The sequence below is a fragment of the Allobosea sp. 05T422_2 genome, assembly GCF_056396265.1.
The window spans coordinates 1-17,893 of the sequence record NZ_JBFTLD010000128.1 but is presented as its reverse complement, the minus strand read 5'-3'; the positions used below and the strand labels follow the sequence as shown (position 1 = coordinate 17,893).

General features: G+C 64.8%; 16 protein-coding genes and 1 pseudogene. 1 reads left to right on the top strand and 16 read right to left on the bottom strand.

Annotated features, from left to right (window positions below):
• From AC1DJT_RS20990 to AC1DJT_RS20920, 15 genes and pseudogenes are all read right to left on the bottom strand, one after another.
• Positions 1 to 708 (bottom strand): annotated as a pseudogene (locus AC1DJT_RS20990) (hypothetical protein); the annotation flags it as partial.
• The gene (locus tag AC1DJT_RS20985) at positions 705 to 1,349 is read right to left on the bottom strand and encodes a tetratricopeptide repeat protein (protein WP_441488127.1); all 645 of its coding nucleotides are present in this window, start codon (positions 1,347 to 1,349) and stop codon (positions 705 to 707) included. The gene AC1DJT_RS20985 and the pseudogene AC1DJT_RS20990, both read right to left, overlap by 4 nt.
• Entirely contained in the window at positions 1,346 to 2,266 is a 921-nt protein-coding gene (locus tag AC1DJT_RS20980) for a vWA domain-containing protein (RefSeq protein ID WP_476768026.1), read from the bottom strand. The genes AC1DJT_RS20985 and AC1DJT_RS20980 overlap by 4 nt, the downstream gene beginning before the upstream one ends.
• Positions 2,263 to 3,066, bottom strand: a complete 804-nt coding sequence (locus AC1DJT_RS20975; RefSeq protein ID WP_476768027.1) for a VWA domain-containing protein — start codon at positions 3,064 to 3,066, stop codon at positions 2,263 to 2,265. The genes AC1DJT_RS20980 and AC1DJT_RS20975 overlap by 4 nt, the downstream gene beginning before the upstream one ends.
• Before the next feature lie 221 nt (positions 3,067 to 3,287).
• Complete coding sequence (locus tag AC1DJT_RS20970; RefSeq protein WP_476834792.1) at positions 3,288 to 3,785, bottom strand: DUF4381 domain-containing protein; 498 nt, start codon at positions 3,783 to 3,785, stop codon at positions 3,288 to 3,290.
• On the bottom strand, positions 3,782 to 4,783 hold the full coding sequence (locus AC1DJT_RS20965; protein WP_476834791.1) for a DUF58 domain-containing protein: 1,002 nt from the start codon (positions 4,781 to 4,783) through the stop codon (positions 3,782 to 3,784). Before AC1DJT_RS20965 ends, AC1DJT_RS20970 begins: the two co-directional genes overlap by 4 nt.
• 13 nt (positions 4,784 to 4,796) lie before the next feature.
• Complete coding sequence (locus AC1DJT_RS20960; RefSeq protein WP_476768030.1) at positions 4,797 to 5,783, bottom strand: AAA family ATPase; 987 nt, start codon at positions 5,781 to 5,783, stop codon at positions 4,797 to 4,799.
• A 92-nt stretch (positions 5,784 to 5,875) separates the two neighbouring features.
• Positions 5,876 to 6,850: a formylglycine-generating enzyme family protein gene (locus tag AC1DJT_RS20955; RefSeq protein WP_476768031.1), complete on the bottom strand. Its 975-nt coding sequence runs from the start codon at positions 6,848 to 6,850 to the stop codon at positions 5,876 to 5,878.
• Between the two features lie 23 nt (positions 6,851 to 6,873).
• Entirely contained in the window at positions 6,874 to 7,779 is a 906-nt protein-coding gene (locus AC1DJT_RS20950) for a polyphosphate kinase 2 family protein (protein WP_476768032.1), read from the bottom strand.
• Between the two features lie 2 nt (positions 7,780 to 7,781).
• A complete protein-coding gene (locus tag AC1DJT_RS20945; RefSeq protein ID WP_476834793.1) occupies positions 7,782 to 8,780 on the bottom strand; it encodes an HAD family hydrolase in 999 nt (332 codons plus the stop codon).
• A gap of 68 nt (positions 8,781 to 8,848) precedes the next feature.
• Entirely contained in the window at positions 8,849 to 11,317 is a 2,469-nt protein-coding gene (locus AC1DJT_RS20940) for a fused MFS/spermidine synthase (protein WP_476834790.1), read from the bottom strand.
• A 157-nt stretch (positions 11,318 to 11,474) separates the two neighbouring features.
• Positions 11,475 to 13,067 (bottom strand): arylsulfatase, encoded by a 1,593-nt coding sequence (locus AC1DJT_RS20935; protein WP_476834789.1) that lies wholly within the window; start codon positions 13,065 to 13,067, stop codon positions 11,475 to 11,477.
• Positions 13,068 to 13,216: 149 nt separating this feature from the next.
• The gene (locus tag AC1DJT_RS20930) at positions 13,217 to 14,035 is read right to left on the bottom strand and encodes a hypothetical protein (RefSeq protein WP_476768035.1); all 819 of its coding nucleotides are present in this window, start codon (positions 14,033 to 14,035) and stop codon (positions 13,217 to 13,219) included.
• A gap of 127 nt (positions 14,036 to 14,162) precedes the next feature.
• Complete coding sequence (locus AC1DJT_RS20925) at positions 14,163 to 14,414, bottom strand: hypothetical protein (RefSeq protein WP_441488138.1); 252 nt, start codon at positions 14,412 to 14,414, stop codon at positions 14,163 to 14,165.
• A 188-nt stretch (positions 14,415 to 14,602) separates the two neighbouring features.
• A complete protein-coding gene (locus AC1DJT_RS20920) occupies positions 14,603 to 15,817 on the bottom strand; it encodes an amidohydrolase (RefSeq protein ID WP_476834788.1) in 1,215 nt (404 codons plus the stop codon).
• A 315-nt stretch (positions 15,818 to 16,132) separates the two neighbouring features.
• Between AC1DJT_RS20920 and hemN the strand changes: the two genes are divergently transcribed.
• Positions 16,133 to 17,482 carry an oxygen-independent coproporphyrinogen III oxidase gene (gene hemN, locus AC1DJT_RS20915; protein WP_476834787.1) on the top strand — a complete coding sequence of 450 codons (1,350 nt, stop codon included), beginning with the start codon at positions 16,133 to 16,135 and terminating at the stop codon, positions 17,480 to 17,482.
• Positions 17,483 to 17,538: 56 nt separating this feature from the next.
• On the opposite strand, the gene AC1DJT_RS20910 is transcribed toward hemN, so the two are convergent.
• On the bottom strand, positions 17,539 to 17,893 hold a 355-nt coding region (locus AC1DJT_RS20910; RefSeq protein ID WP_476834786.1), incomplete at its 5' end, for a LysR substrate-binding domain-containing protein.

The following is a 17,893-nucleotide window of genomic DNA, read 5'->3' as shown; positions in this document are numbered from 1 at the left end:
CTCGAAGACATAGGTGGCCTTGTCGGTTCGAGAGCCCTCGACGGAGCCGCGGTCGACCTTGTCGTCGACGACCGGCGGATCGACATAGACACGCACGCCCTCGGGCKCGGTAAAGCGAAAATCGACCATGCCGAGCGCCGGGACGCCCGTGGCCTTGCGCTGGATTGCGCKAGTGATCGCACTCCCGGCCCTGAAGGGAGACGACACCGGATCGGGAGACCAGGTCTCGCTGACGCGGACGTCGGATGCGGCAAGAACCGGACCGGAAGGGTCGATACCCGGTGGAACGGTGACCGAGAAATGTATCTGTTGTCCCTTGGCCGATCCAACGGGATCGCCGGCTCGGTCGAGAAGGGTGACATCGGCTGCCGGCACCTGGATATCGCCGCCGCGCCTTGGGAAAATCACGAACTCGAATCTCTGACCGACATAATCCTGATCGCCGATGCGATCCCGAATCGTGATCGCCTGAGTTTCGAAACGCAGGGTCTGGGCTCCTGGAGCCTCCGCGAGTTTGACCAGCGGCGGCCGTGGCATCTCGCTGGGAAACAGCACCTCGACATGCAGCTGCACCGGCTGGCCGATCACGATACCTTCCGAGGGTGCGATCGTCGTCCGAACCAGCGGCGTCGCAGCGGGGGCTTGCGCCAGTGCCGGGGCCATAGCCATGGCGAGCGCAACGACGACAGCCGCCACATGGCGCATCATGGCTGCGTCCCTGAGGCGGGCGATTGAAGCTGGTAGGAGAACTTCACGCGCAGGAAATCCGCGGGCCGGGTCTGAACCCTTTTGAGCCAGAGCGAGCGCACGGCCTCATCGGACATCGCCTGGGCGGGGTCCTCGATTGTCGTGTCCTCGCCGCCCTTCTTCGTCTTGTCGAAGACGATTTCATCGGGCTTGGACTCGGTGTTGTCATTGACCCCGCCTTCCGCCTTCTTGCGCTCGCCGCGGATGCGGGCGATCTCGCGGTTGGTAACGGCCTCCGGCCAGCCGGGCCGAAAGGTCAGCGCCCGGTCGTAGCGCTGCATGGCGTCATCGTACTGGCCGAGCATGATGAGGGCATTGCCCTGGTCATAGGCGCTCTCGGCGCTGTCGACCGCGGCAAAGGCCTGCGCTGCACTCTTGAAATCTCCCGCGCGGAAGAGGGCAACGCCCCGCCAGATCGGATTGCGAAAGGCATTGGCTGCGTCGGCAGGTCGGCCATTATCGAGCAGGATGCGGCCGCGCTGGTCCGGAGTCAGGAACAGGTTGGGCCAGCCGATGCGTTGGGCGAGGAGCGCTAGCAGGAGGACGGCGACGGCCGCGATGAGCGCATAGGGGGCACACATTTTGACGATCGGCCGGGTCATGTCAGCACCCATCCACGGCGGAACCAGAGCAGCGCGAGCAGGGCAAAGAGGGGCGTCAGCCAGTATCCTGCCTCCTGCCAATGCTGTCCTTCGCCAGCGACGTCGGCGGTGCGCCCGACGCGATCGAGCCTGCGCTCAATCGCGGTGATGTCCACCTGATCCGGCGTGGTCGCGACGACGGTCGCGCGAAGCGCGCGGGCTGCCTCTCCGGTGCTGGCTGCATCCAGATTGGCCGGTAGTAGAGACAGGATGGTGGTCGCGGCTACTGCGGCGGTCTCGCCCAGTCGGGCAAGCTGATCACTCGCGACCGTGTCGGCCATCACCAGGATCGAGCCGCCATGCCCGTTGCCGGCCAGTACCCGCTGCGCCAAGGCGAGTGCATTGGCAAGGTCGTCGCCCTCCTTGGGCATGATCGCGGGCGACAGGGCCTTGGCGAGATCCAGCACCACCGTGCTGTCCTGGGTTGGTGGCAGGACAAGATGGCTCGAGCCGGAATAGGCGATGAGACCGGTTGCTGCCCCCTCGCGGAGGCTCAGCAGGTCGGAGAGCTTTTGGCGAGCCCGGTCCAGCCTGGTCGGGGCGAGATCCTCCGTCATCATCGACGGAGTGACCTTGAGGACAATGACGACCGGCGGCTTCGCATCGGCGAAGGGCGAGGGTTCGCGCTGCCAGGCCGGACCGGCGACGGCGATGGTTGCGAGCGTCCAGGCCGCCAAGAGCACGGCATTGGGGGTGATGCGTGACACGGGGCCATTGTCGACCAGAAGATATTTCAGCAACTCGGGATCGATGATGCGGCGCCACCGGCCGGCTGTATCAGCGGCCCGGTATTCAAGCTGCACCAGGACAAGGGCCGGAAGGAAGGCGAACAGCCAAAGTGGGCGCTGGAAGTGGAACGCGGAAAGGGTTTCGATCATGGCGCCCCCTTCGAGATCGCGAGATCGTTGGTTCGAAGCGCAGCGCGCGGCAGTCGGCGTCGCAGCATTCGCAGCGCCTGCAGCAGCAGCGACAGGCTCAGGCCCGCGGCCAAGGGCACCCAATAAATATCGCGCTTCGGGCGAAAACTCACCGTATCGATCTTGCGGGTCTCGATCTCGTCGAGCCGCTGGTAGATCTCGGCGAGTTGGGATCGGTCGAGCGCGCGGAAGAAACCTCCCTTCGTCGTACTGGCAATCTCCTTGAGAGCGCTCTCGTCAAGCTTGTCTTCTCCGGCCGCGGTGGGGTCGCCGACGGCGACTGTATGGATGACGATGCCCCGGTCCCTCGCGACACCTGCGGCCTCTACGGGGGGGGCCTTGCTGGCGGTGTCGTTGCCGTCGGTCAGAGCAATGATCGTCTTCGCTTTGACGGTACTGCGGTCGAAGAGCCCGATGCCGAGGCCGATCGCGTCACCGAAGGCCGTGCGCGGACCGGCCATTCCGACGACGGTGTCGCGCAGCAACGCGCGGCTCAGTTCAAGATCAGTCGTAAACGGCACGAGGACGAATGGCGCATCGCCAAAGACGACGACGCCGACCCGGTCGCCCTTGCGTCGCGACAGGAACTCGTCGAGCACTTGCTTGACCGCCGTCAGTCGGTCGACGGTCTTGCCCGATGCGTCGACGAAGTCCTTCGTGTCCATCGACCCGGACAGGTCGACCAGAAGCAGCAGGTCCCTGGTTGGGCGGTCCTGATGAAGGGGCGGCTCGATCCATTGTGGGCGCGCGAGCGCAGCCACAGCCAGCAGCCAGCAGAGAATCAGGACGAACAAGGGAAGAGTGCGACGTGGCGCGATCACCCCTCCGAGATGCGGAGTTTGACCGCTGAGCGCTGTAAGACGGTCGAAGAACGGAACGCGCAAGCCTGTCCGATTGCTGGCATGGGCGGGCAGAAGGAGCCAGACGGCTATCGGCAGGGGGGTGATCAGGGCCAGCCAGGGATAGGCGAAGGTCAGCATGTTCAGGCCTCCGCGACGGGAGGCGTGCGGTGGGCGCRGACCCAAAGCTCGGCATGCCCGATGAGAAGCCGTAGTTCAGACGGATCCGGCTTGGTCCTGCCATCGAAGGCCTCGGTGAGCAGCCGATGTATCGTGGCCGGATCGAAGCCCGTGCCTGCCTCGTGTGCAACGAAATCGGCCCAAGCGGGGCCGCTGAGCGAGGCGATCTTGTCGCGGCCGTATTCGATCATGGCGACGCGCTTCATCACCGCGGAGATGCGCGCGACGGCGTCGGGATCGTTCTGCTCTACCCCAGCCGATATGGTCTCCAGTTCGGCGATCGCCGCGCGACGATAGGCGGCGGCGCGGTAGCGTTGGACTGCGCGCCAGGCCGGAACCGCGAGCATCGCGAGGCAAGTTGCCGCGACGATCCAGAGACCCGGCGCGGGCGGCCAGAACGGAATGTCCGGGGGCAGCACCAGGTCGCGAAGATTGGCCAGGCTCCCGGGATCGTCGCTCATCGCAGCGGCCGCCCTTGCGCTGCCGCGGCCCGGCGTTCCCTGCGTCTGCCAATGAGTTCGCGGAACTGTGCCGCAACATCGAGGCTTGTCGAGATCGGAAGAATCGGGATCGCCCGATGGCGGGAGAGATCCGCCAGTCGTGCGCGCCAGTCTGCATGCTCGCGCGCGAACCGGCTACGCAGATCCTGAGAGGAAGAATCGATTTCGATCTGGCCAAGACTGGAGCTGAAAACGGCGGGGCCGACATCCGGCAGGTCGCGCTCGAGCGGATCGTGAACGTAGACGGCCAGAACATCGTTGTGAGCACAAAGGCGGGTGATCAGCCGCGCCGTTTCCTCATCCTCGCCGGCGGCATCGGAGATCAGGCAGACCAGCCAGGCATGCGTCGCCATGCGGACCGCATGGCGAAGGGCTTCATTGAGCTGGGCCGCCGCCGACGTCGGTTCTGGCTGGCCTAGGGCGTGATTTTGCTTCACCACTTCCGAAAGCACGCGGATCACGCCGATATCGCGTCCCTGCGGCTTGATGTCGACGATCTGCCGATCGCCAAAGACGACCGCGCCGATGCGGTCGCCGAGGGAGGTGACGCGCCAGGCACTGAGTGCCGCGGCTTCGGCGGCTGCGACTGACTTCATCGCCCGCTGGCTGCCGAAGAACATCGTGCTGCGCTGGTCGACGATCAGCAGGACCGGCCGATCGCGCTCTTCCGAATAGACGCGGACATGAGGAGAGCCGAGACGAGCCGTCGCCAGCCAGTCGATCGAACGGGTATCGTCCCCCTCGAAATAGTGGCGCAACTCCTCAAAGTTCAGGCCGCGTCCCCGCAGGCGTGAGGCATGCCGGCCGGCAAGCAGGCTGTGAACCGGCTGGCGAGGCAGAAAGCTGAAACCCTTTGCACGGTGCTTCAGCCGCAGCAGATCATCGAGCGAGACAAAGACGCGCGCGCCAGTTTCCGGAACGGCGCTGCCTGCTCCCTGTCTTTCCCGCATCAACGCCATGAGCCGCTCCGCCCTAGGCCGCGACCGCAACCAGTTTCATGATCTCGTCCAGCACACCGTCCGCATTCACGCCGTCGGCGCCGGCCTCGTAGCTGAGCGACAGGCGATGGCGCAGGCAGTCATGGACAATCGCCTGGACATCTTCGGGCGTGACATAATCGCGTCCGTTGAGCCAGGCATAGACGCGCGAGCAGCGATCGAGTGCGAGCGAGCCGCGCGGGCTTGCCCCGACTGCGATCCAGTTCTTCAACTTGTCGCCGAATTCGGCGGGCCTGCGCGTCGCGGCGACAAGGGCGACCATATAGGTCTCGACGACCGCTTTCGTCGTCACCCGGTCGATCTCGGAGCGCGCCTCGAAGATCAGCTTCTGCGGGATCTTCGGCGGAGGCTGCGCGGCAGCACCCGTCGGCTCAGCAGCTTCCCCGCGAACGAGCCGCATCACCTTCACCTCATCGGCATCGGTGGGGTAGTCGATCCGGATATGCATGAGGAAGCGGTCCATCTGCGCTTCCGGGAGAGGATAGGTTCCCTCCTGCTCGATCGGGTTCTGGGTCGCGAGCACCATGAAGAGGTCGGGCAGGTCGTAGCGCTTGCCGGCGACTGTCACATGCCGTTCCTCCATCGCTTCGAGGAGCGCCGACTGGACCTTGGGCGGGGCGCGATTGATCTCGTCAGCCAGGACAAGGTTGCCGAAGATCGGTCCCTTGCGGAACTCGAACTGACCGTCGCCGCGCAGGATCTCGCCGCCGGTGACGTCCGAGGGGAGAAGGTCCGGCGTGAACTGAATGCGGCTGAAGTCGGATTCGAGATTATTCGAAAGGCTCTTGATGGCGCGGGTCTTGGCGAGACCCGGCAGGCCCTCGAGCAGGACATTGCCATTGGCAAGCAGTGCGACGACGAGCCGTTCGACGACGCGTTCCTGGCCGATGATGTCATGGTTGATCCGCTTCTGCAGATCGACGACCGCGTCCCGAGCCGCCGATCCCCTGCCGTCGCTCATCAGCCTGTTCCCTCCGGAATGCGAGTGGGGCTTTCGCCGGAATTCTGAACGAAGCGGCGCTCCAGTCAGCAACGTAACCGTTACAGCTGCATTCAGGTCGGGGGGGCGGGCTCGGTCCGGACCACGCAACGGAAGCCGACATGGCTCGTCGAGGTATCCACCGGTTCGGCATGGCGGGCGGCMGGGCGATAGCGCCGGCAATAGCTTGGTGCGCAAAGATGCGAGCCGCCCTTCAGGACTCTGCGCGGAATGCGGATCGCAGGCTGACGCGGATCATAACTGTCGGCCTCGGGGCCGCCGCGGGGATTTTGCGGCACGCAGCAGGCCTTGGGTGCATCGCCTTGATGGCGCGTCGACCAGAAATCCGTTGTCCACTCCCAGACATTGCCGATCATGTCCTGGACGCCATAGCCGTTGGCGGGAAAGGCGCTGACAGGAGAGGTGCGTGCAAACCCGTCTTCCCGCGTATTCTCGTGGGGGAAATTGCCCTGCCAGGTGTTGGCCATATGACGCCCGCCAGGCGTCAACTCGTCGCCCCAGGCGAACTCGACATCCTCAAGCCCGCCACGTGCGGCGAATTCCCATTCGGCCTCGGTCGGCACGGCCTTTCCGGCCCAGGCTGCATAGGCTTCGGCATCGCGATAGGCGACATGCACGACCGGGTGGTCGTCGAGCCCCTTGATCGACGACCCCGACCCATAGGGTTTGCGCCAGGTCGCGCCGAACTGGAATTTCCACCATTGCGACCAGTCGCGCAGGTCGACCGCATGGGTCGGTGGGTTGAACATCAGCGAGCCTGCTCGCAGCATATGGGGCAGGGCGCCGGGATAGTCCTTTGGGTCCGGCGGGATCTCGGCGAAGGTGACGTAGCCGGTTGCTTCGACGAAGGCGCGAAACTGCGCATTGGTGACCGGAGTCGCGTCGATCCAGAAACCATCGACCGTGACGCGATGGCTCGGCGCCTCCTCCGGATAGTGCTTGTCCGAGCCCATGCGGAAGGTTCCGCCGGGAATGCGGATCATGCCGCTCAACGTGTCGATCCTGTCCAGTACCGCGCCATCCGTCATGGTCGTCGGGCCTCCGCTGCTGTTCAATCCGCCTTGGCGCGCTCGGACCGCTCCTCGCTCGCCAATACCTTGCGCGCCTGTGCCATGGCCTTGCGCATGTCGTCGTCGACCGTCGGAAACTGTGGGTCGAGCTGTTCGAGCTTTTCGCCAATGGCTGCCGCCACGGCGAGCCGCGTGAACCATTTGTGATCTGCGGGAATGACGTACCAGGGCGCGCTCTTCGTCGCGGTGCCCCGGATCGCATCCTCATAGGCACCCATATACTCGTCCCAATGACCGCGCTCGGCCAGATCCCTTGAGTCGAATTTCCAGTTCTTGTCCGGTTCGTCGATCCGGGCGAGGAGACGGCGCCGCTGTTCGTCCTTCGAGACATGCAGGAAGAATTTCAGGATCGCGACGCCGTTGCGCGAAAGGTGCTGCTCGAAATCGCGCATGCTCTCGAAACGCTCGCGCCAGATATCGTCTGTGATCAGCTTCGGCGGGAGGTTCTGCGCTTCGAGCACCGAGCGATGGACCCGCGCGACCAGGACCTCTTCATAATAGGAACGGTTGAAGATCCCGATATGACCGCGTTCCGGCAGTGCGCAGGTGGTGCGCCACAGGAAATCGTGCCGCAGATCGATGGTGCTTGGAGCCTTGAAGGACGTCACCTCGCAGCCTTGCGGGTTGATGCCCGACATGACGTGCTCGATCGTGCCGTCCTTGCCGGCCGCATCCATTGCCTGGAAGATGACGAGGAGCGACCAGCGCCCTTCGGCGTAGAGCCGCTCCTGCAGCGCGTGCAGACGCTTGACCCCGGCTGCCAGCAACTCCTTGGCGTCGTCCTTCTCAATGTCGAAACCGCAAACATCGGCGGGGTCGACGTCGGAAAGCCGAAACTTGTCGCCGTCCGTGATCCTGAAGCGCTTGACCACGTCTTCCTTGTTCATCGCTACGGCTCCGGCGGAAAGACAGCCTTCCAGTCCGACTTCATGTCGACAATGGTCCAGCCGTTGGCTTGGCCCTCATCGAGAGCCTTGTCGAGCTTACCGATAGGCGACTTGCGGTCATAGGCCCATTCGCGCTCGGCATCGGTGTGATGGATGATGAGGGCCAGGCGTGGCCCATCGCCGGCCGTCGTATATTGCAGCATCTGCAGGTCGCCGTCGGAATTGCCGAAGGCCAGGATCGGTCGCCGGCCGATGAAGCGGTTGATCCCGACAGGCTTGCCGGGGCCGTCATCGATGAACTCGACCTTGGCGTCCTTGAACAGTTCGGGCTTGCCGCTCGGGCTCAGCCTGAATGTCACTGCACCGGCGGAGCCGACCACCTGTTCGGGCGGGATGCCATAAACCTTGTCGGCGAAGACGCGCATGAATTCGACGCCACCGCCCGAGACGATGAAGGTCTTGAAGCCGTTGGCGCGCAGATAGGTCAGCAGCTCCAGCTGCGGCTGGTAGACCATCTCGGTATAGGGGCGCTTCTTCGTCGGGTGCCGTACGGTGTTGAGCCAGCTGGCGACCAATCGCTCGAATTCCCGTGTCGTTATCCCGGAATGGGCAGCCGCCATGATCTGCAGGAGGCCCTTTTCTCCGGAGGCCGCCAGCCCCTTCATGTCGCCGGCAAGGACCGACCTGTAGGGTTCCTTGCTCTTCCACTCCGGATACAGGGGAGCGAGCCGCTTCACCTCGTCGAAGGCGAACTGAAGCTGGAAATAGACCGGCTGCTCGGCCCAGAGCGTGCCGTCATTGTCGAACGTGGCGATGCGCTCCGCCGGCTTGACGTAATTGGGGCCGCCCTCCTGCGTTACCCTTCTGACGAATTCGACGATGGCGGTCTTTGCCTTGCCGTCGTTCCAGGATGGCAGAGGGTCGGATTGGGCGAGGACGGCGCCATTCCACGCCCAGGATGAGACCAGGAACAACACGGCCAGGGCAGCTCGRACGTTCAGCACCGGGTTCTCCTTCTCAATGTCGGGCTTCCGGGGGCGGGCATTCCGCAGAATGCTTCCGCGCTCGCTCATTCGCGAGGGCCCCCTGTGAACCAGTTGTAATAGGGGTTGGCGGGATCGGCCTGGATCACGCGCCGCATCTGCCGCGCCCAGCGCGCCCGGTCGCCGACATAGGCGGCAAGGCCGGCATCGTAGAATGTCACGAGTCTGCTGCGCTCATTTGCAAGATCGGCCCGGAATGCATCGTCGGCACCGATGACCGGCGGTTCTCCCTGCATCTCCAGGAGAATGGGCAAGGTCCGCGCCAGTTCGAGCCGCCGCACCCAGCCTGCATATTCGATGCGCGGATCGTCATCCGTCACGGGGCGAGCAGAACTTGCATAGCGCTCCAGCCCCTGCCGATCGGTGACGAAGGTCGCGAGGAGAGCCGCAGGGGAATCGATGCCGACATCACTCAGAGCCTTTGCCACCTCCGGCTGTGCGAAGCGGCCGGCGATCCTCTGCAGATCCAGCGAAACCGGTTCTTGCGAGCCGATCAGCAGCATCTCGTGCAGCTCCGTGGTCCAGAGGGTGGCATGCGGGAAGACGTCGAGGAAGCTGCGCACCAGAGACCGCGTGTCTTCGTCGTTCTGGGTCGGCAGGGGCAGCCACTGCGCGACGAGGCCACCCTCGGCAAGGCGCGATTGAGCCAGAGCATAGAAATCGCTCGAATACAGGTTGGCGACGCCCGTAGCAGAGGGCGGCGGCGGTTCGAGCGTGATCAGGTCGTAGCGATCCGGGTTGCGCAGGAGCTCGCGGCGTCCATCGCGCAGGCGGATCTCGAGACGCGGGTCGGTTGCGGCCCGGAAGCTACCCTCGAAATTCGGCGCCGCGCGGATGACGCTCGGCAGCAATTCGGCAACGACGCGCCGGTCGAGGCCGGRATAGGTCAGCAAGGCTCCCGCCGTGATGCCGGTACCGAAGCCGATCACCAAAGCCGATTTCGGCTCGCGATTGTGAATGATCAGCGGCAGCAATGCCTGCATCCGCATGTAGCGCAGGGATGGCATCGCATCGCCGGAATTGGAGACGCCCTGGATGTAGAGACGGCGGAAGCGGTTTCGGCCCGAGCTCCGCTCGACGACGGCGACCGTGCCGCCCAGGCTCTCGTCATAGAAGGTAAGGCTCGCGCCGCGGGCGCCGGGCATCAGCGTGGCGAGGCGATCGGATGGCAGGAGGATGGCGGTCGCGCATGTGGCGGCGCTGATGGCGAGTGCCGCGATCCAGGCCTTTGAGCCGGCGCGCCGTTCGCGCAAGGCAGCGACGGCTCCCACCAGCGCGGCGGCAACGGCGAGCACTGCGAGGCTCTGGACGAGCCCGAGCGCCGGAATGAGGACGAAGCCGGTGATGGCCGTGCCAAGAATGCCGCCGAGGGTATTCAACGCGACGATCATGCCGACACCGCGGCCGATATGCCGGGGGGCGACGATCAGGCGCAACGCCGCTGGAAAGGCCGCGCCCAGGAACAGGGTACTGGGAAGGACGACGCAGATCGCGGCGACGGCAAATCGGGCGGACATGCCGGCAAAGGCGCTGCCCGTCAGATTCAGCACTGCTGCCTCGACCAGGCCCTGGAGCTGGCTCAGCCAGGGGCCGAGCACGGCGATGGCCAGAGCGGCCGACAGGCCGGCCCCCGCGATGAGCAGGCCGAAGACACTCCATGGCTTCGTGACGCGATCGGCCCAGCGCGCGAAAATGGCAGCCCCCAGCGCGAGCCCGGTGAGATAGGTTGCGAGCAGGACGGAGAAGGCGAAGCTGCGCGTGCTCATGAAGGGCACGATCGTCTGCGACCACACCACCTCGTAACCCAGCGCGATGCCGCCTGCGACCGAGTAGAGGGCGATGGCCAGCACGGCCGAAGGCGAGAAGCCGCTATCGGTCGGCTTGACCGCGTCGACGCTTGCGACGCCTGCCTTAGCGTTCGTTGCAAGCGCCGCGAGGGCCGCAACCAGGCAGATTGCGGCGGCCACGAGCGCCGAGCCGCGCATGCCGACCGCGGGAATGACAAGGAACGAGGCGAGCAGTGCACCGGTGATGGCGCCCGCTGTATTGGCCGCATAGAGCCCGCCGCCGACCTGACCGACATCGTCGCGCCGGGTGGCGGCGAAACGCGTCAGCGCTGGCAGCGTGCCGCCCATCAGGACGGCGGGCAGGCCGACGAGCGCGAACACCATCGCCCAGGCGAGCAGCGGTGTCGTCACTTCCAGTCGGGCAAAGAGTGGAGCTGCCTGCGACAGGCCGATGGTCGCAGCCATGGCGAGGATCGCGACGCCACCTTCGAGAGCGGCGTAGAGACGCAAGGGCTGAAGGCTGCGGTCGGCAATCGGTCCAAAGATCAGGCCGCCGATCGCGAGGCCGGCGAAGAAGGCGCTGACGCCGGTCGTCACGGCATAGACCTCGACCCCGACCACGGTCGAGAGCTGCCTGATCCAGATGACTTGGAGGATCAGCGCGGCCGTACCCGAGAGGAACAGCAAGCCAGCTGGCAGGGCGAGCATAGCATCAAGGACCGGCGATCCGGGATCGCGCTAGCGCTGCGACGCCGCCTCGGCGCTTCTGTCCCCACGCTCATGCCCGTTCCCAGCTCTAGAACCATGTTCAGAAGTTCAGCCGGCGCCTCGCGGCGCCGGCCGGCAACATATCAKAGCGACAGGCTCACTCTAGGCCGCGCTTCTTGAAGGACTCGTCGATCTTCCGGTCGACCGCCCGGCGGATGCCTTCGACGTTGAAGCTCGCCGGCCGCTGGCTGGGCGGATACTCGGTGAAAGTCTCCAGGAATGCGCCCGCCTTCATCTGCGCGAGGCCGATCACGTACGCGTTCTCGACCCGCCATTGATCGTAGCCGCTGCCGGAAATATCGGCATGCTCGTAGGGGTCCATCCGCAGGTTGAACATCTTGGGCAAGCGCAGAGGCGTGAAAGGATGCGCCCAGATATCCATCTGCCCCCGCTGCTCCTGCACTTCGAAGACGAACTTGAAGTTGCCGGAGCGCATCGCGACGAGGCCGCCGTCATCGTTGAAGTAGTAGAACTCGTTGCGCGCGCTCTTATCGGTCTTGCCGGTGATGAAATCGAGCTGGTTGAAGCCATCGAGATGGTTGCGGAAGCTGACCGCGCTGCCCTGCGGCTGCCAGCCCTTGAGCAGGCGTTCCTTCACGTCCTTGTCGCCGGCGGCGGCGAGCAATGTCGGGAACCAGTCGAGGCCGGAGACGATGCCGTTGTTGACCTCGCCGGCCTTGACCTGGCCCGGCCAGCGGATCATCGCCGGTACGCGGAACGCGCCTTCCCAGTTCGTGTCCTTCTCCGAACGGAACGGCGTCGTCGCCGCGTCCGGCCAAGTGAACAGGTTGGGACCATTGTCGGTGGTAAAGACCACGATCGTGTTGTTGGCAATGCCGAGATCGTCAAGCGTCTTCAGTAGCTTGCCGACGTTCTGATCCATTTCCCACATTCCGTCGGCATATTCGTTGCCGGGCATGCCGCTCTTGCCGCGAAACTCCGGCCGCACATGCGTGAAGATGTGCATGCGGGTGAAGTTCATCCAGGTGTAGAAGGGCTTGTTGGCCCGTGTCTGGCGCTGCATGAAATCGATCGCGGCGCTGGTGGTCTCGTCGTCGACCGTTTCCATGCGCTTGCGGGTCAGCGGCCCGGTGTCCTCGATCTTGCCGTCGGCTGRGGTCTTGAGCACACCGCGCGGCGACATCGCCTTGACGAACGCGGCGTCATCCTTCGGCCAATAGGGCCGCTCTGGTTCTTCCTCGGCGTTGAGATGGTAGAGATTGCCGAAGAACTCATCGAAGCCATGATTGGTCGGCAGATACTCGTCCTTGTCGCCGAGGTGGTTCTTGCCGAACTGGCCGGTGGCGTAGCCCTGCGCCTTGAGCGCCTGGGCGATGGTGATGTCGCCCTTCTGCAGTCCGACCGGAGCGCCTGGAATGCCGACCTTGCACAGGCCGGTGCGCAGGCAGGACTGGCCGGTGATGAAGGTCGAACGCCCCGCCGTGCAACTGTTCTCGGCATAATAGTCCGTGAACAACATGCCTTCCTTGGCGATGCGGTCGATGTTCGGCGTCTTGTACCCGACCAGCCCGTGCGTATAGGCGCTGAGGTTCGACTGGCCGACATCATCGCCGAAGATGACGAGGATGTTGGGTTTGGGGGGCGGGGCCGTCTGGGCCTGCACGGCTTTGCCGGATAACCCTAGCGTCAGTGCCAAGGCTGCGGCGGCCATGAGTTTGTGGCGTTCCATGAATCACTCCCGGTGCCGGATCGACGCTCCGGGCCAGCCCGACAGCCGTCGGACGCGGCCCATGCGCGCCGGGCGACGGTCGCATGGGGTCGGCAAGGGCTTAAGCCTGTAACAGTTACGGTAAGCTAAGAGCGCGGCGGGCGACCAGTTCAGTCGGCGAGAGCCTCTGACACCGATTGGACTGCCTGCGCAGCGATCATGTCGATGGTGCTCGCACAAGGCACGTCGCGTTCGGTCTCATCGACGAAGTCGGAGCAGATGATCTCTCCGCTGCGCAGATCGGTGGCGCACCAGGAAAAGCGCAGGCAGGTCGACATCGGATGGACCGCGATATCGAGCGCGTAAGTCTCGTCGGGGTGCAGGAGGAGTTTGCTGATCGCGATCGCGGCAGCTCTGCGCTCGGCAGACGGCATCGCGAACAGTCTGAAGCCGGCTGTGACGAGCCGCTTCATGATGGTTTCGATAAGCAGGTCGCCATGAACTGCCGCAAGCCGGGCCGCGCGGTCCGTCAGGTTCTTGATGATGATTGTCGGCAGGCTGGCGCCGGAGGTCGTGATCCCTGTTGGCTCGGCAGCGAAAGCGGGTCTCGTGGCTCCATTTCCTGACGGCTGCCACGTGAAGGATGGAACGTAGCTGCCGGGTGGCATCGCGATTCTGACGGGAGCGCTTGCTCCCGCCGTCTCGTAATAGGTTGCCAGCGCCGAGCGCAGGCGTGTCGCCTCGATCCGCACGATCGGGTCGGTGCCAGGCTCGAAACTGTCGTCGCGGCCGAAGACATCGACGCCGATCGAGTAGGCTTTGATACGGTCGGAATGGCCCGCAACGGTTTGCGTGACGACAAAAGAGAGGAAGCGCCGGTTGCGCTCGGAAAGGCGCAAGGCCTCGTGCGCCAGCAGAGTGTCCAACGCTGCAAGGATGAGTTGGGGAGGAGGGTTCCCGTCATGCAGCCTTGCAATGCGCCCGCCCATCACTCGCCTCKACAGCTAGGACTGAAGAAAACCCGTAATTAGCTCTTGAAWGCCCGATGATGCCCTGCGAGCCAGCATGGATCAAGACAGTATTCGATGAATTCCGCCAGAATCCGGGTCGGCTCCCTTAAGAAAGACCTAGCCGGATCAAGATATCTTGTTCTGTCGCGGAGACGAGGGCGTCGTATTCCCTGGCTCGAGCCGGGCCCACAGGCAGTGTCGATTTCGTCCAATAGGACTCGGCCTCGCAGGCTGCCTCATAAGCCTCGCACAGCTCTGCAAAGCCGGGGTCGCGGGCGAATTTTTCCCGCAGCTGCGCGCGCCGTTCTGGCCAGCGCAGCAAGAGCCTCGTCAGTCCACGCTTTTGCGCCTGCTCCATGGCAGCCTCCGGCCGCAGCACTGAGGGCCCGCATCTGCAGGGCATACTGCCAGCGTGGCGAAGTTTTGCGCGCCTGGAACTGTTGCCTGTAACCGTAACGGCAAGAGGGCGGACAGGCTGCGCCCCTTCGACAGCAGAGTATGGTCCCGCGCCGCTTCCGGCGGCGCGGGAAAGTGGCGCAGGTAGCCTCAGGCCGCGGCTGCCCGCAGATCCTCGCCAAGCTCTTCGCTGACGATGTTCACCCAGTAGCGAATGCCGTCGGGAATGATCTCGTCGTTGAAGTCGAAGAGCGGCGTGTGAAGCCCCTTGAAGGAGCCGTCCGCCTCGACGCCATTGCCGATGCGCATGAAGGCGCCCGGCTTGATCTGCATCATTTCGGCGAAATCCTCGGCCCCGGTTCCCGGCCGGATCGCCCCATTGACATTGGCGGCGCCGACCGAAGTGGACGCGGCGGCCACTGCGACTGCGACCTGATCCGGCTGGTTCCGCAAGGCGCTCGGTCCGCGCCGATAGGAGGCCTCCGCGGTGCAGCCCCAGGCTTGCGCGGTTGCCGCGGCAAGTTCAGCAATCCGTCGCTCGACCAGATCGCGGATTTCCGGCGCGTAGGTGCGCGCCGTACCGCCGATGACGAGCTCTGCCGGGATGACATTGCTGGCTTCCGCCGAGCCGGCATGGACATAGCCGACGCTGATCACGGCGGTGTCGAGCGGCGCGACATTGCGCCCGATGATGCCCTGCAATCCGAGCACGAAATGGGCCTGGGCATAGGTGATGTCGGTCGAGAGGTGAGGCTGTGAACCTCCATGCCCACCGACTCCGCGGAAGATCACCTGCCAGCTATCGGCCGCAGCCAGCATCGGGCCGTTGCACGTGCCGAAGGACGAGGCCAGCATGCCTGGTGAGTTATGCAGCCCGTAGATCGCATCGCAGGGGAAGCGCGCGAATAGCCCGTCCTTCAGCATGGCGAGCGCTCCGCCGCGTCCTTCCTCCGCCGGCTGGAAGATCAGATTCACACTGCCGGCGAAATCGGGGTTCTCGGCGAGGTAGCGCGCTGCGCCGAGCAGCATGGTCGTGTGCCCGTCATGGCCGCAGGCGTGCATGCGGCCCGGATTCTGCGAGGCATAGGGCAGCCCTGTCTCCTCGATGAGCGCAAGCGCGTCCATGTCGGCGCGCAGTCCGATCGCGCCCTGGCCCGGCCGGCGGCCACGGATGACACCGACTACGCCGGTTCCGCCGACGCCTTCGGTCACCTCGACGCCCCATTCCCGGAGTTTGTCCGCGACCAGCGCGGCCGTGCGGTGTTCTTCCAGGCCGAGCTCCGGATGGGCATGGATGTCGCGCCGGATCGCCGTGAACTCAGCGTGATGCTGGTCGAGCCAGATATCGAACCGCGTTTTCGTCATGTGTGGTCTGTTCCCCATTTTCGTGCACGCAACTGCCGCGGCACCCCAGAGGGCTTGCCTCGGCAGCAACCTGCGACGACAGCGCAGGCGGCGCGTGGCGTATTCCAGAAGAGGAGCCCGTGCTTGGCAAGAGCTCTGAGCGATGGGCGGAACTGCGTTGGGAGCCATGGCGGTCGCGCGCAGAGGCCAATCCTCTCGAGTCGGTAGCACGCCCCATCGATCGGGGCGGCATTTGTCCTGGATCAAGGATCGTTCGCCGGGGCGCGCTAGACACGGGCCATTGAAATCGACTCTGGCAAGACAGGGATACGTGTCATGACCGATGTCCGGGCGCGGTATTTCGACGAGCGCCTGCCGCGCTATACCAGCTACCCGACTGCGCCACATTTCACGGGCGAGATCGGTGCGGAAAGTTATGGCGATTGGCTGCAGGCGCTGAGGCCCGGAACGAAGGCCTCGCTCTATGTCCACATCCCGTTCTGCCGCTCGATGTGCTGGTATTGCGGCTGCCACACCAGTGTTGCCCTGCGCGACCAGCCGATCGTCGATTATCTCGCAGTCCTGCGCCGCGAGATCGCGCTCGTTGCCGATCGGCTCGCTGCGCCGCTCCAGGTCCAGCATGTCCATTTTKGCGGTGGTACGCCGACGATCATCGCGCCGGACGATTTCCTTCGTCTGGTTACGCTGTTGCGGKAGCGCTTTGTCATCGCCCCCTCGGCCGAGATCGCCGTCGAGATCGACCCCCGCAGGCTGACAAGGGCGGTGACAGAGGCGCTGGCTGCATCCGGCGTCAATCGGGCGAGCCTCGGCGTCCAGAGCTTCGATCCGGTGGTGCAGACGGCCATCAACCGCATCCAGAGCGTCGAGCAGACGGCAGGCGTCGTCGCCGGGCTCAGAGCTGCCGGCATCAGCGGCTTGAATTTCGACCTGATCTACGGCTTGCCGAAGCAGACCCTCCGGTCCTGCATCGAGACGGTCGAGCGCTGCGTCGCGTTGCGGCCGGACCGCCTCTCGGTCTTCGGCTATGCTCATGTGCCCGGCTTCAAGAAACATCAGCGCAGGATCGACGAGGCGGATTTGCCTGACGGGTTGGAACGTCACGAGCAGGCTGAGGCAATGGCCGAGGCGCTGGTCGCCGCCGGCTATGTCCGCATCGGCCTCGATCATTTTGCCTTGCCGGACGATAGCATGGGGCAGGCGGGGGCAGACGGCGTGCTGCGCCGCAATTTCCAGGGCTACACCACTGACGGCGCCGAGGCGCTGATCGGCTTCGGCGCCTCGGCGATCGGCCGCCTTCCCGGCGGATATGTCCAGAACGAGGTCGTCATCGGCCGCTATGCCGAGCGTGTGCTGAGCGGGGCCTTGGCCACGGCCAAAGGCTTCCGGCTCAGTGCTGACGACCGGCTGCGTGCCGAGCTGATCGAACGCCTGATGTGCGATCTCACGGTCGATATCGGCGCCGTCTGCGCCAGGCACAAGGCGAACCCGGAGGATCTGGCGCCATCCTTCCCGCGACTGAAGGCGCTGGCGCAGGACGGGGTCATTCACTTCGACGGCAGTCGCGTGCTGATGCCGGAGGATTCGCGCCTGCTTGTCCGCAAGGTGGCCTCGGTCTTCGATGCCTATCTCGCTCAGCCGGGGCGCAGCTACAGCCGCTCGGTCTGAGCGCAGATGCATCCAATGCCTCGGCGGCGCAGTGCGGTGCCGAGAATGTGTCGTGTTCACGACATCGGCGAGGCCTGGGCGACCGCTGTCTCCCAATAGGGCGGATTCCCGAAGCTCTGGCGCAGATGTTCCGTCAAGGAGCGTACCTTGACGGAGGCTGCGCGGTCGCGGGGATGGGCGACGTGGACTTCAGCGCCTTCGGCCTCGATCCCGACATCGACGATCTGCAGGTCGCCGCGGGCGACCTGCTCATGGACGACAAAGGTCGGCAGCAAGGTGATGCCAAGCCCTGCCAGGGCGGCGTCGCGCATCATCAGCCCGTTATTGACGCGCACGGCCGGCTGCGCTCGCACCACGACTGCGCCGCTCTCGCTGTGAAACCGCCAGTCCGAGTCCCGGTTCATGTAGAGG